Below are 15096 nucleotides of genomic sequence, written 5' to 3' on the forward strand. Positions count from 1 at the left end.
CCCGCTACGCACCCCAAAACCGGAAGAGCCTGTAAATTCATCTCGGACAATTTGAGTTAGGGGAACGACGACTTCCAAGTCAGCTCGGCTGGAAGTCCCGTTTCTAACTTCCTCAAGCAACTTCCGATTAATTCGTTGTACTTGCCTTTCTACCAAGCCATCGAACACGTCAATCCATTCAAAGAAATCATCCTGTTGCAAGAACCAATCTCCTTCAAAACCAGATTTTTGACTTTCGATCCACCTACAAGTCAAGAGTCGTGCCGAACTATTGACTACCTGTTCAAGCTTCGACTCCCTTAGTTAAGCCGTCCCTCGCTACATTTTAAAAATATGCCGACCTCAATCTTCGCGAGGTACTAGCTGTTCTTGCGCGGGGTCATAAACAACGTTGACAATGTCACCGGTCAAAATCATCTTGATCGCCTGGTTGATAACCGGCAGCGGAGCCACAAACCACTCGTGTGGGTTGTACATACGCCCGTCAATGCCTACCTGTGAAACATTCAATCGAACGCTGCCAAACACCCGATGTAGCAAACTCTCCAGTGAAGAGGGACGCAAATTATAGACGCGGTAATCCTCCTCGATATGAACTGGCGCCATCAAAAATGTCGGCTCTTTCTCCGCATTCGCGATCCGCTTCTTCACCGGATTGCGAGAGAACCCAATCTTGTACAGGTTCTCAATCGAAGAAATCTGCGGGTCTTCGCTGAGTGAGCGCAGCACGTACACATGTCCGCTCTCAACGTCGGCGTCCCCGATTTCTGAAGCATCAAATCCTGAACGTACAATCGAGCGTCCGTCCTGCAAATAGAAGCGAATAGACAACGACTGTCTATACATGGATCCTTCGGTACCGTTTTCAAAAATGACGCGGAGACGCTGCTTCTTCTTTGTTGTGCTTCCGCTGGCCACGATTTCGTCCTCACCAACTTCTGCAACGAAGAGCATCACGCCAGCCAGAATGAAGAATTGGCCTTCCTTGATCGTGTCCTCGCCAGCGAAGTACCTAATGACGAATTCACCAGATGCCAGATCCGCATGCATCTGCTTGAAGAGCGGCTCAAACTCTTCGAAGTTCTTTGCCTTAACACGACGAGAAACTTCTTTAGCACTCCGGCGCTCAGCGATTACAGGCAGCGATGAAGTATCAAAAATATCGCTTTCATCGTCAAGAAGATCAAGGTCATCATTCGCCAAAAGATCCTCGTAAGAATCAATCTCTGGCTTCGCGAGTAGCTCAAACTCATCGAGGTGAGCAACCGCAGCAGCTCGTTCCGGAGCCGCACGAAAACCATCGAGTCGTGCTCCCAGCTTGCGCTCTGCAATATCCAGAGTCTCTGAGGACGGCACACGTTGGTGTTCGCGATAGAACTCCACAATCTCTAAAAAGCTGCGTTCCAGCCTATCGCTCGAAGTAACCGGCTTTGGCTTCGCTGGCGCATCAAGCAAACCGCCGGTATCACTAGCGAGAAGCTCCGCAAAAGCTGCTGCGTCGAAGTCATCATTCATCTCCGGCTAGCTCCTTTCTCTTTTGCTCGCGCTTCAGCTGCTGTAGCACCATCAATGCGTCACCATAAAGCCTTTCCGTAGCGTCCTTGGAACGACGGTCCGGCCTACGTCCATTAACCTTCGCCCAATCTTGAATCGTGGGGAAGAGCTTCATCGCTTCATTCGGCGTCAGTGCAATACGTGTCAGGTCAATGCTGTCGGAAATCAGTTTAAGCACCGACGGCGTAACCGACTTCGAGAGCACTTCAAATGCCCGCTGGAAGGGGTTAATCGAGTCAATCAGATTAATGCTCAGCTCATCAATATTCACGAAACGATTAGCGAGCTCGATGAACCGCTTGTCGCCGACTTCGCGAACGCGGCCAGTCTTCACAACAGAATCGACGACAATCCGCTGTCGAACTTCCTCTACCTCGGTATCGTTCAGATCCGGGTATTTCTCTCGGATGATTTTCGGGATAAGGATTTTGTTCGCTGTCTCTGGTTCTGACCCGCCGATCGCTGCGCGTGCAAACGTATCGTCCTGAAGAATCGTAGCTTTCAGATCATTGAGATCCGCCTCGACGATCTGCTTCACTCTCTCAGTGGATGGTTCTTGGAAGCCAAACACCTTAATCTTACCCGCAGTAGATTTGTCGTCTCGGTCCTTCTTCTTCTTGAAATCAAAGTTGGGTGCCAGTACCTGTTCCATAAGCAACGAGGCAGTAATTGCCTTCAGAATATTGTTCACCGAAACAGTGACTTCGTCCTGACCTGCGTCGGGCTCAGCGATAAGGTTCGTAAACTGAGCGTGGGCTTTCCCTTCCACATCACGGGTCACGCGCCCAATGATCTGGATTATTTCCGTCAACGATGCTCGGTAGCCAACAGTCAAGGCGTGCTCCGCGTAAGGCCAGTCAAAGCCTTCCTTCGCCATGCCAAGGGCAATGATGATGTCTACTCCATCGCGCTGCTTTGCCGCCACGTCAGTCAGATACAACAGCGTCTCGGCACGACGTTTCGGGTTGGAATCATCAACCAAATCGGCGACGCGCAGGATCTCACCGGTATCGCGACGGCAAACGTTGATAATGCCTGATTCCGCATCGACTGACTCAACATCTCCAATGATGTCGATGACGGTGTTGACTTCTTCAATCTTGTCCTTGGTGGACTCACCCGAATTCACGTTAGGGATGTGAAGAATCGTCTTCCGATCAAGATCAAGGACTTCATCCAACGCATCGGTATAGCGGCCCTGGTAGAAATGGTGTCCAATGCCAAGCGACTTCAGATACGTATAGCCGTTGAGCTGGTCATAATACGTAAACGTCACCGGAGTGAATTTAGCTTCGTCCTCAGGAGCAAGCACCGGCATGGTATCGCCACGGAAGTAGGAACCCGTCATCGCCACAATATGGGCATCCGAGCCTCTCATCACGTCATGTAAAAGCGCAGCCAATCGGTTTGATTCCGTATCCGCAGAGACATGGTGAAACTCATCGATTGCGAGAACTGCCCCGTTGAAGTCTTCCGGAGCCAATTTCTCAAACGCAAAGCGCAGCGTCGCATGCGTACACACCAGAATCGGATCAGGTCCATGCAAGAACTTGATAAATGCATCGACCTTGCTCGCCGAGGCTCCAGGTGTGCAGAGATTATTGGAATCCTTGACTTCCCAATCCGCGAAGAACCCGTTCGCCATCAGCTGTGTACTAGCGAACGACGCGCCAATAGAGCGCTCTGGCACGGCAACGATTACCTTCTTACGTCCCTGATTGAACAGTTTGTCCAAAGACACAAACATCAACGCGCGCGACTTTCCCGATGCCGGCGGCGCCTTAATCAGCAAATACTGAGCTGCGCGCTCTTCAAAGACACGACGCTGCATCTCGCGCATGCCCATTCCATCAGTGTTAACTGACGTACCCGACTGCGCATATTCAACGGTGACAACGTTTTCTACCGCCTGACTAAAGCTCTTCGCGCTCATTTCTTCCGCTTACCTTTCGCTCCCGCAGCTTCTTCCGCTTCAATTGCCTCTTTATACATAGCAAAGAGCACGGACAGTCGAGCCTCATCGCTCTCGAACGGGCGAGCGGAAAAAAGCTTATCGACAGCAGCGTCTACCTCAGCATGCGCTTGCCGCAAATTATCCGGCATTTTATCCGGGTCATAAAGTTCGGCAAGCGTGAATTCACTGTGATACTCACGAACATCAAGCACTCGAAGTGCGCGCTGCGAAAGCTCATTCTTCGCTTGGGCCGATAACTCTGGAACAGGAAAGTTGTTGTACACGATCGTATTGGAATATCGGTAGTCAGTCTTCATCTTGCCGCCAACGGCCCGGACCCAGACCATGTGCATCTTCGATGTGAGGAGCGCAAACAACCAGGGCTCTGCATCGTAAACGGCAAATGCCGCGTCTGAAACCACCGTATCTGGCCCAAGATATCCGATTGGGATGTATTCGCGACGTTCTGAAGAGACCCTAGGCACGATAATCGAATCAGTGGGCTTATAAGCACGGTGCCAAAATCGATGCGGCAGGTCAGCAAATTCGTTAGCAACCTTAGAAGTACTTCGCTTTCGTTCCGCTGCTACTTGCTCGAGGCGTTTCTGGATGAACTCAACGCTTCGCGCTTCAGCTACATCACTATCATCTATCCAAAGACAAAATCTATCGTTCCCGTTGATAAACTCTGATGACCCCAAGTATTTCTTCACAAATTTCTTGGCATTAACGTTCTCAGTTAACAGTTGTTCTGAATCAAAAACGGACAATTGAAGATGCTTACCGTCGCGCGGCACAGAACCAAACGCCATTTGCGGGAGCTGAGAAGAAAGCGGCGATGTGCGTCGGTATACAAACACATTCTCTGCATCGGCCAAATAACCATTAATCGAGGACACCTCAATTCGAGCGTTACCGCTAAATAGATATTTCTTCTTTTCTGAAACAGCCCTCATTCCAATGACAACAACAGTCACACCCGCGTTATGTTTTGCATTATTTTCCCACTTAAACGAAGTATATGCATAGCTAATTTCAACGCCTTTATCAAATATCATCGGGAACATCAATCCGACGTGTTCACCTTGAACAACGGAATTTGTGGCTACGAAAGACAGCTCTGCAAGAGTACCAGCAATGTAACCTGCCCCTTTGATAAACCAAAGCGAAATGTAGTCAAGGTTTTTTGAAAAAGGTCGATCACCAAAGACATACGGGAAATCCGACTTTTGTTCTGTACTTACCTTCCGAGAACCTCCGTAGGGCGGGTTTCCAATAAGATAGAGTTCCTCGTTTCCGCCATTTGGGCAAACTTGTTTCCAATCAAGACGTGTTGCGTTTCCAGCCTGAATGCGCCCCGTCTCCCTCAGAGGAATGAGCGGAATTTCGGTACCAAATTTATCTTTAAACTCCGTATTCATTTGATGTTTAGCAATCCACATTGACAAGACTGCGATCTCGACAGCGAAATCATCGATTTCAATACCGTAAAAGTTCTCAATGCTGATGCGCGAGTCGGACCAAAGCACGCTGTGCCTTTGATCTAGTAAAGCCAGTCGCTCGAGGATTGAGTGCTCCAGCCGGCGTAGTTCTTTATATGCGATAACAAGGAAATTTCCTGAGCCACAGGCCGGATCGCACAACTGGTCACGTTGGATACAAGACCCCAGTGCGGAGCGGTGCCATCGGATAGCGTCATTACCGGCTATGACCTGGGAATTCGTCCCAGTGCTGCCGTTTGGAGGTTAGCTTGCTGAATCGCTAAGTGTTCGGCACGCCGCTACCCCGGCTGGCGTCCGTAGAGGGGTGAACCAGTCGGGATTTCGCGCGCAGTAATTGTTACTCCTGGTTGATGTCGTCCTCTGCGTCGTCTTGAGGTTGTGTACTCTTTTCAGCCTCGTGGCGGAGTTCCCAGTAAACAAGGTCGGAGATCTCTTTGATGATCTGGCCCTTGCGATGAGCGCTGTCGAAGAACTTTTCCATGATGTTTTGCTGTGAGTCCTGGTGATCGAGCACCGCGTTCGTGACGGCAGTTTCGATCGTCTGCGACTCGCGAAACTGCTCCTTGGTGTTCGCGTTGACCTGATCCTTAATCTCTTCATTTTGAACGAGAATCGTGACGACGCCCTGTACCCAGGACTCCACTGAACCAGGATCAAAATCCTCGTCCTCAAAAAGGGCATTGATATTGTTCAGGATTTCTTCCCAGGCAACCAGGTGCGGGTCGCGCGAACGTCCACCACCGACACCCATCGGTTTGAGCTTCTCGCCGTCACCTCCGAGTGCAATAGCTCCTTCGCTCTTACGCGTCTGCTTGATGTGGGTGAGCTCGATGTTGTTAAAATCCAGCTCTTCTGGAGTCTTGCGACCCGTAAGTCGCGGTTGCAGTAGCCGGAGGAACAGGGCGAGCTTCTCGAGGTCGGTGTCCTGATAGTCGACGATTTGGGACAGGAAATCGTAGAGACGCACGAATGAGCCGACGTCCTTGCGAAAGAGGTCAAGCTCGTCGATCTCGGCCTTTGCGTTGTCGGCCAAGGCAGCCACGTAGCGGTCATTGAACCGGTCAGCGGCTTGCTTCAGCGATGCAGTGTGCTTACCGTGCTTCTTCTCGATGATGAATGCCTGCGCGAAGGCATCCACGTCATCCTTCGTATAGATCCCGGCAACTTCAAGCTTCCGCGCAAGGTCATGCACGAGATCTGGATCGGTAGTTTCAATGATTTCGGCAGTGCGGTAGTACGGCAGGAATGCATCGAGGATCGTGTCCGTGTCGTTGACGAAGTCAAGAATGTACGTAGTGTCTTTACCCTTGGACGGCAGGGTACGGTTCAGACGGGAAAGCGTCTGGACAGCTTCGATCCCGTCAAGGCGTTTGTCCACGTACATCGCGCAAAGCAACGGCTGATCAAAGCCCGTCTGGTACTTGTTGGCAACAATCAAAACCTGGAACTGATCACCCGCGAACGCCTGTGGAATCCCTCGACCACGCAGGCCAGGGTTCATGTTCGTTTCTGTATACGGCTCCTGCACGCCAGGCACAACATCATCAATCTGCTCAGCGGTCAAGCTTCCAGAGAACGCCACCAGGGTTCCCAACGGATAGTTGTTTTTCTCAACGTAGGCGTCGATTGCCATCTTGTACTTCAGCGCAGCGGCTCGGCTCGAGGTCACCACCATCGCCTTAGCGTGCCCATCGAGGAGCTCAGCAACATTCTCGCGGAAATGCTCGACGATGATCTGAACCTTCTGAGCAATGTTTGTCGGATGCAGACTCACCCACCGCATCAGGCCCTTTTTCGCGGTGCCCTCATCGACGAGCTCGTCAGTTCCAACCGCCCCACCGGCTTTCTGGGCGAGCTGGAAAGCCGTGTTGTACGTTGTGTAGTTGCGCAGCACATCAAGGATAAAGCCCTCCTCGATGGCCTGCTGCATCGTGTACACGTGGAAAGGCTGTGGCAAACCATCCGCACCAGGACGACCGAACATCTCCAGCGTCTTGCCCTTCGGCGTAGCAGTAAACGCATAGAACGAGATGTTCTTGGCTGTCGCCCGCGCTGCCATCTCAGCGGCAAGCACGTCCTCGACGCTTACTTCGCCACCGTCCTCGAGGGCTTCGACCTCTGCTTGTGAAAGGACCTGTCGCAGCTTCTGAGCACTTGTGCCGGTCTGAGATGAGTGCGCCTCGTCCGCGATTACCGCAAACTTGCGATCCGCGAGCCCACCTTGCTGCGCAAGCGCCTCAAGCACGAACGGGAAAGTCTGCAACGTGACGATGATGATGAGCTTGCCGCTACTCAGTTCCTTGGCTAACAGGTCCGATTTTGAGGTCGCTGACGCTTTACGAACCTCGTCAGCGTTAATCGTTCCGACTACACCCTTCGTGCCCTCAATTGCCTTGATTGCCTTCTGAAGCTGGTCATCGAGCACGGTACGATCAGTCACGACGATCACCGAATCAAAGGTCTTCGAATTATCGGCGTTGTGGAGGTTCGCGAGCCCGTGAGCAAGCCACGCGATCGAGTTCGTTTTTCCTGATCCTGCAGAGTGCTGGATCAGGTACTTACTACCCGGCCCCTCAGCGCTCGTGGTCTCGAGCAAGCTAGTGACGGCCTCCCACTGGTGGAAGCGCGGGAAGATGATCTGCCTACTACGCGAGCGAACACCAGTGATTGGATCGACCTTCTCAGTGATCTGCAGGTTCACAAATCGTTCCAGAATCTGCAGCCAGTTATCACGCTGCAGCACCCGCTCCCACAGGTACGAAGTGGCAGCGCCATTCGGGTTGACCGGATTACCGGCACCGCCGTCATTGCCGAGGTTAAACGGCAAGAACACCGTGTTCGCACCATCTAGCTTCGTGGTCATCCGGATCTCGTCAGTAGAGACCGCAAAATGCACCAGAGCACGGGAGCCGAACTTCAGCAACGGTTCACCTTGAGGTTGACGGTCTCGACGGTATTGATGCACCGCGTCATCAATCGACTGTGTGTTGTCGGTCTTGAGCTCGGCGGTCGCCACCGGTAGACCGTTGACGAAGAACACCAGGTCGATCGAATCCTGCGGGCGCTTTGCCGAGTGATGTACCTGCCGTACCACCCGGAGTCGGTTTGCCTGGTAGTGCTGCTCAGCTTCGGGGTTCATCGAGGTCGCAGGCTTGAACGCACACATGAAGAACTTCGCTGGGGTCTTCCTGAACCCGCCACGCAGCACGGCCAGCAGACCGCCGCCATGCTCAAGCGGCTGGTCGAGCTCCTTGACGAGCCGATCCACCAACAACCGCTTTGCAAGAGCAGTCTCCACCGGCGAGCCGTTATCCGGCATGACCCGCGCCCACTGCTCAGGCTGCGTCACCTGAAGCCAAGCAATCACGTCCTCCGGAATCAGCGCATGCTCCTGGTCATAGCCGGTGAAATCCTCTTCGTACAGCCAGCCATGCGAGCCGAGGTACTCGCAAATCTCGGTCTCGAAACTCTTCTCGTGCTGAACACCCATTACGTCCTCCTTACACCTCAATCTGGCCAGTCACCGCAGCAGTGATCAACGCCGAACGACGCTCCTGCAAGAGCCCCAAAGCACGCTCAATTGTTGCCCTAGCGTCGGCAAGCGCTTTAGCGCTCTCATCTAGCTCAGACACAATCCTTTGCTGCACTTTCCCTTGAGGCAGAGAAAGGGGAATCCGACCAAAAGTCTGCCAATTCCTGAAGTCAACAGCACGTTGACGAACGCTTGGTGCTTGGGTAGCCAAGAACCCGCTATTACCCAGATATCGGAGCAAGTAAGCAATAAAACGAAGATTGTCATCATCATTACGGAGCCGACAGACGTGATAAACGGGTGTCGACTGGCCGTTGCTATCAGAGATACCGACGGCACCCGCGAAGCCGTCCAGGCCGTGGAACACCAGGTCGCCCGCAACTACTCCTTGATACCCAGCTTCTGTCTCTGAGAAAGTGAACCCTTCTTCCCGACGGTTTGAGCGCAGTGTTACCTCGCCATCACGAAAAGCAGTGACGACGCCAGCCCCTTCAACCACCGGTCGATATTGCTTGACAAGTAACCGCTTCAACGGAAGCGTTTTCAAGGGTGTGAACCCCGTGAACGCCTCATGCCAGCGTGCCTCGTTACGAAGATCGAGCAGTTTGAGAAGCTCACGCTGTTTAGTGATGAGGTTGTCAATCTTCGCCGTCTCCACATCGAGATACTGGACGATCCGCTCCTGCTGTTCAATTGAACGTAGTGGGAACGGCAATTCCTTCAGGCTTTCCCATCCGAGAGATGCTCGGACCCCGTCTTCACCCAGGTTATTGAAGACCTGTCGAAAGTAGAGATCCATGAAGTACCAGTATGCGTAGCGTGGCAAGACCTCCTTGGACGGCTGAACCACGATATATGCAGGACTTACGAGGCCTTCGTCTTCTGACAAACCGACTCGGCTTGTTGAGACGTTCTGCAGGTCAATCAGCTTGAATACGAGATGGCCAGGCTTCAACAACTGATACGAGTCAAAAGATTCTGGCTGGAGGCCGTCGGTCGCTTCTCGTGATCTCGGCAGCACACCGTTCATTGTTAGAGAAAGGCGTTGATATGAATCTGCCTTACCTGCACCTGGAATCTGCCGGTACTTATCGAATAGGTATCCGATCGGCAGGATCTGTTGGGCGTTGCCGGGGGTACCGCGCCAAACCATGCTGGGAGGAGACCACCTCTGAATTTGAGCATCAGTCCGTCACCTCGCTAAGTAGCGCCAGGATTTCTTGGGTGACTTGGTGGAGTTCGGTGTCGATCTCTTCGAGTGGGCGGGGTGGCTGGTAGCGGTAGAAGTGGCGGGTGAAGGGGATCTCGTAGCCGATCTTGGTTTTCTTCTCGTCGATCCAGGCGTCGGGCACGTAGGGCTGCACTTCGGCCTCAAAGTAGGCCTTGATGGTTTCGTTGCGTCCTTCGTCGGCGCGGCTGTTGCCGTTGTAGGTGAACGGGACGCGTTCGGTGTCGCGCAGGCTCGCGTCGGGCTGCTTCTTGCCCCGAGCGTTCGTTACGATCTCGCCTTCGCTGTCGCGTTGGGGGCGTTCGACGGTGATCTGCCAGTATGCGAACTCGTCGATGGGGACGATCTTGCAGTGCTCTGTCTCCACGTAGTCGGCATACAGGCGCACGATCGTTGCCCGGTTAGCTTCGGTGAGTTCACGACCCTTGTCGCCAAGCTTCTTGCGCATCTTGGCATAGAACTCGGTTCCGTCGATGAGCTGCACTCTGCCTTGGCGTTCTTCGGGCTTGTTGTTATCGACGATCCAGATGTAGGTGGCGATGCCGGTGTTGTAGAACATGTCGGTTGGCAGTGCCACAAGGGCGTCCACCAGGTCATGCTCGAGTAGCCATCTACGGATGTTTGACGGCCCTGACTCCGCAGCACCATTGAACAGCGGTGAGCCGTTCATGACGATGCCGCCCCGGCCACCGCCCTTGACTTTAGGGCGCAGTTTGCTCACCACGTGTTGAAGGAAAAGCATCTGCCCGTCGTTGACGGCGGGGGACATTTTGCTTGGGTTTATCGCCACCAGCGTAGAAGCGAGAAGAGCTACCAAGCTCTTTCAGGTCCTTCATGACGGCCGATTGGCTGGCTTTCCAGTCATCGCCGTACGGTGGGTTCGACATGCAATAGTCGAAGGTCTGTCCAGCGAATTTATCGTCGGCGAGTGTGTCGCCGAGCTGGATGTTGCTGGAGTCATAGCCTTTAATCAACAGGTCGGACTTGCACACCGCATAGGAGTGATCATTCCATTCTTGTCCGTAAAGCCGAAGCTGGGCTTGTGGGTTCAGACCTGGACTGTCACTGCTGCCGATCAGGTGCTCTTCTGCGATGGAAAGCATCCCCCCTGTGCCGACAGTGGGATCATAAATCGACCGAATGGCGCCCGGGGTGCTCAGCGCTTCATCGTCACCAGCAAAGACAAGATCCACGAGGAGTCGGATAGCGTCGCGCGGGGTGAAGTGCTCACCCGGCGCCTCGTTAGAAGACTCATTGAACGTGCGGATGAGGTACTCGTAGAGATCTCCCATCTGGGCGTTCGTTACTGTCTTGGGGTGCAGATCGATGTTGGAAAAGCGCTCTACCACGATGTAAAGGATGTTCTTCTCGGCCATGGTGGCAATCTCGTCGGCGAGCTTGAAGCGTTCGAAAACGTCCATGTTGTCCGAGAAGCCGTTGACGTACTGCTTCAGGTTCGCCTCGAGTCCCTTTGGATCACCCAGCAGTGACCGCAGAGTCCATGGACTGGTGTTGTAGAACGGCAGTCCAGTAGCCCGCTGTACCTGCGCGGCCAGCAGTTCGGGGTTGTTGCTGAAGCGCTCCACCAGCGGTTCGATCGTGGCCTGGTGGTCTGCCAGGACGCAGTCGAGACGGCGCAGGATCGTCATGGGCAAGATGACGTTGCCGTACTGGCTGGCCTTATACGGCCCTCGCAGAACGTCGGCTGTACCCCAGATGAATGACCCCAGTTGACTCATGCGTCTTCTTCTTTCTTTTCATTTGCAGGTATGACTTCGACTATGTCGCCGACCTGGCAGTTGAGGACCTGGCAGATCCGCAGGAGCACGTCGGTGGTGACGTTGTCTCCGTTGTTGAGGCGAGCCATCGTGGTGGACGACAGTTTGGCTTCCTCGCGCAGGTCTTGCTTGAGCTTTTCCTTGTCCACCAGCAGCTTCCACAGAGGCTTGTAGGAGGCTTTGACTTGGAGGTCGAACTCTATTCGTTTACTCACTGTCGTTAGCCTTCCTCTTTTTCTGTTTGCTCCACGACCGGCCAAACAGCTCTCGTCCGGGTTCAAGATGGATGAATGCTGACTTAGTCAAGATCTGTTGGGTTTCCTCCGAGTAGCGGCTGATTTTGTCGATCGCGAGGAAAACCTGTTTTCTCTGACGTGCATACACCTGCGCGATTCCGTCGAAGGCTTGGTCTTCGATTGGTTGGACGAGCATCGAATCGTGTGCGACTGCAGGGAGAAGCGTGGTTTCCAGCATTGCTAGATCGAATGAGATCAGGCCGCGTTGGGTAGAGCCCGTTCCCGAGTCGTTCTCGATCTCGTAGGAGTATTTGTCGATCGCTGGGATCTGGATGCTTGGTGGGGTTCGTTCCTCGCGGGTGATTTCCCCATCTAGGCGCTGCATCGCTCCGTTGAGCTTGTATTCGATGTCCTTCAGGATCGATTCGGATGCTTCGTCGAGCGCTTCGGAAGCTTGCTTCTTGGCTTCCCTGAGTCGCTGCTCGTCATGGAAAGCCTTGTTGGCGTTGCGCAGTGATCTGATCTGGCGATCGAGTTCACTGTAGGCACGGATATCGGCCTGCGTTGCCGTGGGCGCGACGGAGAGATCCTCGAGGCGGGCGCTGAGTTGGTCAAGACGCTGCTGAATTCGCCCACGTTCTTCTTCCAACTGCTTGGTTTCTGCTTTGAATTCGGAGTCCAGAACCTGACGGATACTGCGGTGGAAATGCTCGATGCTCTCGATGTGTTCGATATTTGCCCCTGGGAAGAACTCGCGCAAGGAATCGAACTTCTTGGTCAGGCTGACCTCAGATGAGATCCCCTTTGCCTGTCGCATGGAGTTGATCTGTCGACCGATCTGGTTGAAGCGCCGCAGCAAGGGCTCGCGTTCTGCCTGCACCTCGTTGATGGCTGCCTGTTGAGCTGAGGTGTAATCCTTTGCAGTCAATCCTGCGCGGAGTCCTGCTTGGTCGCGTTCGGTCTCGAGGTCTTCGATTCGCTGGGTGTTGTTTTTGACCTCGGTGACGTTCCTTGCTCGGGGGAAGTCGTAGTAGCGCCCGGCGGCATTGAACAGATCAAGCTCTCGAACAGCCTCTTCCTTAGCAGCCATGAAGCCTTGAAGCTTGGTGTACTCATCAAACAGCTTCAGGAGACGCTTGACGCCGTCAGCCTGGGTGTCTCGCGGGTACGCAAGAAGCGGGTGGTCGACATCGGAGTTCTTCCGTTGCCAGATCCGGAAGAAGTTGCTGACTGCTTGACGGAGACTGATGCCAGTATCTTGAAGTCCATACTGGGTGCCGACAAAGCCCTTGAAGTCCTCAAGCGTCATGGTGCGCAGTGCTCGGTATTCCTTGTCGCACAAGATAACCGCGTTGGGGGTGTCAGTGGCTCGCCGGAAGTAGTGCGTCTCGCCTCCGAGAAGGAACGCGAAGCGAATCTCGTGATGCCCAATGTTCTTGACGACATCCTTGGCTTTGTCGATGTAATCAGAACCGCCGAAGCAGAAGTCGATGGCCAGCAGCGTGGTGGACTTTCCGATTGAGTTTTCAGTGTTTTCCGTGCCGAGAACCGTGTTGAGTCCTTCTTTTAAGCGCAGCGGGCCGGGGCGTTGTTCGTCGTGAAAGAACGCGTCACTGTCAAACTCGACCAACATAGTGGAGCACCTCCTCCGGGTAGAGCAGCTCGATCTGGCCGAGTGCGAATAAACAGTCCAACGTGTCGACGAACTCGTCCACGTCGGCAAACTTTGATTTGACCTTCTTGTATAAGGCAGCGGGACTGAGATCCTGATCGGACAGATGCGTCAGGATCGGTGGAAACTGGCTCAGCGTGGACTGCGAGTAGGGGGTGACCTTGCTAGGCAATCGCATCGAACACCTCACAGTTTTGAACGAAGAAGCACGTCACGATGACCGACGCGCTGAGGTTCACAGAGTCGGAGTTGGTGTGGATCCAATCAGCAACTTGATCGAATATCGCCTGCTGGTCGTCAGTGTGCTGGGACGCCTGGTCGTAAAAGTCGGCGACTTGCCCGGCGATCGCGTCGAATCTGCTGCGACCTCTGACCCCCTCGAGAGAGCGGAACTCTTGCTCGATGATGCGATACCACTGCAAGACATGAATCTTGATCCGCTCGGCGAGCTCAAAATACTCGGGCCTGACCTTTTCAGCGACTCGCACCGCGTCCAAAGTTAGCTCCGGGATGACTCCGGTGACGATGCGTTCCCCAAGCGTTTCGATGACAGAGGCGATCGCTGGGTGGAGTTGCGAATCGAGCGCGGTGTCCTGAAGTGCTGTTGCAGCAATCCTACGATTTCGAATGTCTCGGAGCTTGTTTACGACATCAGACACTTCAAGCAACGTGTCATTGGTGGGGACGAGCTTGGCGCACTTGACACACACCGCTTCCCGGTCGGTCTCAGCGCTGCCTTCGCCAATGGTGAAAGAGACAATCTCGAAGAATGGTCGACGTTCGCCTTTGACAGTCTTGACTAGTCGCTCTTTGCGACAGACAGGACACAAGTCTCCATTGCGGGCTGCAAGCACGACATCCGCTTCGGTTACGCCATTGTTGGCTCGCTTCTTGTTCGTTCTCGAAATGGCAGATAGGAACGTGTCGGCATAAAAAGACACGTCATCCTGGTCTGCGGTGTACAGCAGGTCTTCTGCTGCGTCGGCACTGACTTCGGGATCATCTTTGATCAGTTCGATCAGCTCGGCTTTGAAGTCACTCTCGCGCATGGGCGCAATATCTTGGGCGATCTTGCCGAACGCTTCACGTGCAGCCCCACGTAGTCCCGGTTGCTTCAGAACGGGCCCGAAGCCGGTGTGCAGCGGGATGTCCTGCTTGAGTAGCCCGCTCACTGTCTTGGGCGTGCGCCACACGTCCCATCCGTCCTGGTCTGCAACAGGGGCGAAGTCCTGAATCCAGCGCAAGAGCACCTCCACGACGTAGGCGTCGGTTGAGGTCATCTTTGGTCGCGCCGTTGACGGCTTCTTGGCTCCCTGCCTGGTCGGAGTGGTGTAACTCGCTGCTGGCTGGATGAGCACCTTTTGCAGGGCGCGCGCGAAGGTCGCGAAGCACAGCTGGCTCATCAAAAACCTCCCTCGGGAAAAGAGGACCAAAACAGCACCAAAACAGGGGCAAGGACATTTTCTCGCCCGATTTTTAGTCTCGAAGTACTTCCGGAGGCGTCTGCTGAGTACCTAGAGATCGTGATCTTAAGTCTACCGCTGATGTCCTTCGAAGGGGTCTAGGACGCTCTGTGAGTGAACTAGACGGCTGCGGGACCTGAGTGGCCACGACGGTTCCGTGACCTACAAGTGCCGCGT

10 protein-coding genes and 1 pseudogene are annotated in these 15096 nt (G+C 53.9%); all 11 read right to left on the bottom strand.

The window, feature by feature from the left end:
* The coding region (locus tag HMPREF3009_RS13630; RefSeq protein ID WP_232760850.1) for a hypothetical protein at window positions 1–201 on the bottom strand (201 nt) is incomplete at its 3' end.
* A gap of 141 nt (window positions 202–342) precedes the next feature.
* Window positions 343–1515, bottom strand: coding sequence for a GIY-YIG nuclease family protein (locus tag HMPREF3009_RS00905; protein ID WP_070513001.1), 1173 nt, complete (start codon window positions 1513–1515; stop codon window positions 343–345).
* Window positions 1508–3487: a DEAD/DEAH box helicase gene (locus HMPREF3009_RS00910; protein ID WP_070513004.1), complete on the bottom strand. Its 1980-nt coding sequence runs from the start codon at window positions 3485–3487 to the stop codon at window positions 1508–1510. Before HMPREF3009_RS00910 ends, HMPREF3009_RS00905 begins: the two co-directional genes overlap by 8 nt.
* The gene (locus HMPREF3009_RS00915; RefSeq protein WP_369816100.1) at window positions 3484–5217 is read right to left on the bottom strand and encodes a class I SAM-dependent DNA methyltransferase; all 1734 of its coding nucleotides are present in this window, start codon (window positions 5215–5217) and stop codon (window positions 3484–3486) included. The genes HMPREF3009_RS00910 and HMPREF3009_RS00915 overlap by 4 nt, the downstream gene beginning before the upstream one ends.
* A gap of 130 nt (window positions 5218–5347) precedes the next feature.
* Window positions 5348–8500, bottom strand: a complete 3153-nt coding sequence (locus HMPREF3009_RS00920) for a type I restriction endonuclease subunit R (protein ID WP_070513017.1) — start codon at window positions 8498–8500, stop codon at window positions 5348–5350.
* A gap of 10 nt (window positions 8501–8510) precedes the next feature.
* Window positions 8511–9695 carry a restriction endonuclease subunit S gene (locus tag HMPREF3009_RS13635; protein WP_232760852.1) on the bottom strand — a complete coding sequence of 395 codons (1185 nt, stop codon included), beginning with the start codon at window positions 9693–9695 and terminating at the stop codon, window positions 8511–8513.
* 31 nt (window positions 9696–9726) lie between these two features.
* Window positions 9727–11509, bottom strand: a pseudogene (locus HMPREF3009_RS00930) (N-6 DNA methylase).
* Window positions 11506–11763, bottom strand: coding sequence for a helix-turn-helix domain-containing protein (locus tag HMPREF3009_RS00935; RefSeq protein ID WP_083306656.1), 258 nt, complete (start codon window positions 11761–11763; stop codon window positions 11506–11508). Before HMPREF3009_RS00935 ends, HMPREF3009_RS00930 begins: the two are co-directional and overlap by 4 nt.
* On the bottom strand, window positions 11756–13417 hold the full coding sequence (locus tag HMPREF3009_RS00940) for a DUF2326 domain-containing protein (protein ID WP_070509917.1): 1662 nt from the start codon (window positions 13415–13417) through the stop codon (window positions 11756–11758). Before HMPREF3009_RS00940 ends, HMPREF3009_RS00935 begins: the two co-directional genes overlap by 8 nt.
* Window positions 13401–13634, bottom strand: coding sequence for an ABC-three component system middle component 7 (locus HMPREF3009_RS00945; RefSeq protein WP_005295497.1), 234 nt, complete (start codon window positions 13632–13634; stop codon window positions 13401–13403). Before HMPREF3009_RS00945 ends, HMPREF3009_RS00940 begins: the two co-directional genes overlap by 17 nt.
* Window positions 13621–14859, bottom strand: coding sequence for an ABC-three component system protein (locus HMPREF3009_RS00950; RefSeq protein WP_070509914.1), 1239 nt, complete (start codon window positions 14857–14859; stop codon window positions 13621–13623). Before HMPREF3009_RS00950 ends, HMPREF3009_RS00945 begins: the two co-directional genes overlap by 14 nt.
* Window positions 14860–15096: the final 237 nt, after the last annotated feature.

Source organism: Corynebacterium sp. HMSC034H07 (assembly GCF_001815175.1).
GTDB classification, from domain to species: domain Bacteria; phylum Actinomycetota; class Actinomycetes; order Mycobacteriales; family Mycobacteriaceae; genus Corynebacterium; species Corynebacterium hiratae.

What these genes read in the sequence shown, in the direction of transcription:
- HMPREF3009_RS00945 (WP_005295497.1), bottom strand. Translation starts at nt 13,634, where the DNA reads ATGCGATTGCCTAGCAAGGTCACCCCCTACTCGCAGTCCACGCTGAGC.
- HMPREF3009_RS00940 (WP_070509917.1), bottom strand. Translation starts at nt 13,417, where the DNA reads ATGTTGGTCGAGTTTGACAGTGACGCGTTCTTTCACGACGAACAACGC.
- HMPREF3009_RS00910 (WP_070513004.1), bottom strand. Translation starts at nt 3,487, where the DNA reads ATGAGCGCGAAGAGCTTTAGTCAGGCGGTAGAAAACGTTGTCACCGTT.
- HMPREF3009_RS00950 (WP_070509914.1), bottom strand. Translation starts at nt 14,859, where the DNA reads ATGAGCCAGCTGTGCTTCGCGACCTTCGCGCGCGCCCTGCAAAAGGTG.
- HMPREF3009_RS00920 (WP_070513017.1), bottom strand. Translation starts at nt 8,500, where the DNA reads ATGGGTGTTCAGCACGAGAAGAGTTTCGAGACCGAGATTTGCGAGTAC.
- HMPREF3009_RS00905 (WP_070513001.1), bottom strand. Translation starts at nt 1,515, where the DNA reads ATGAATGATGACTTCGACGCAGCAGCTTTTGCGGAGCTTCTCGCTAGT.
- HMPREF3009_RS13635 (WP_232760852.1), bottom strand. Translation starts at nt 9,695, where the DNA reads ATGGTTTGGCGCGGTACCCCCGGCAACGCCCAACAGATCCTGCCGATC.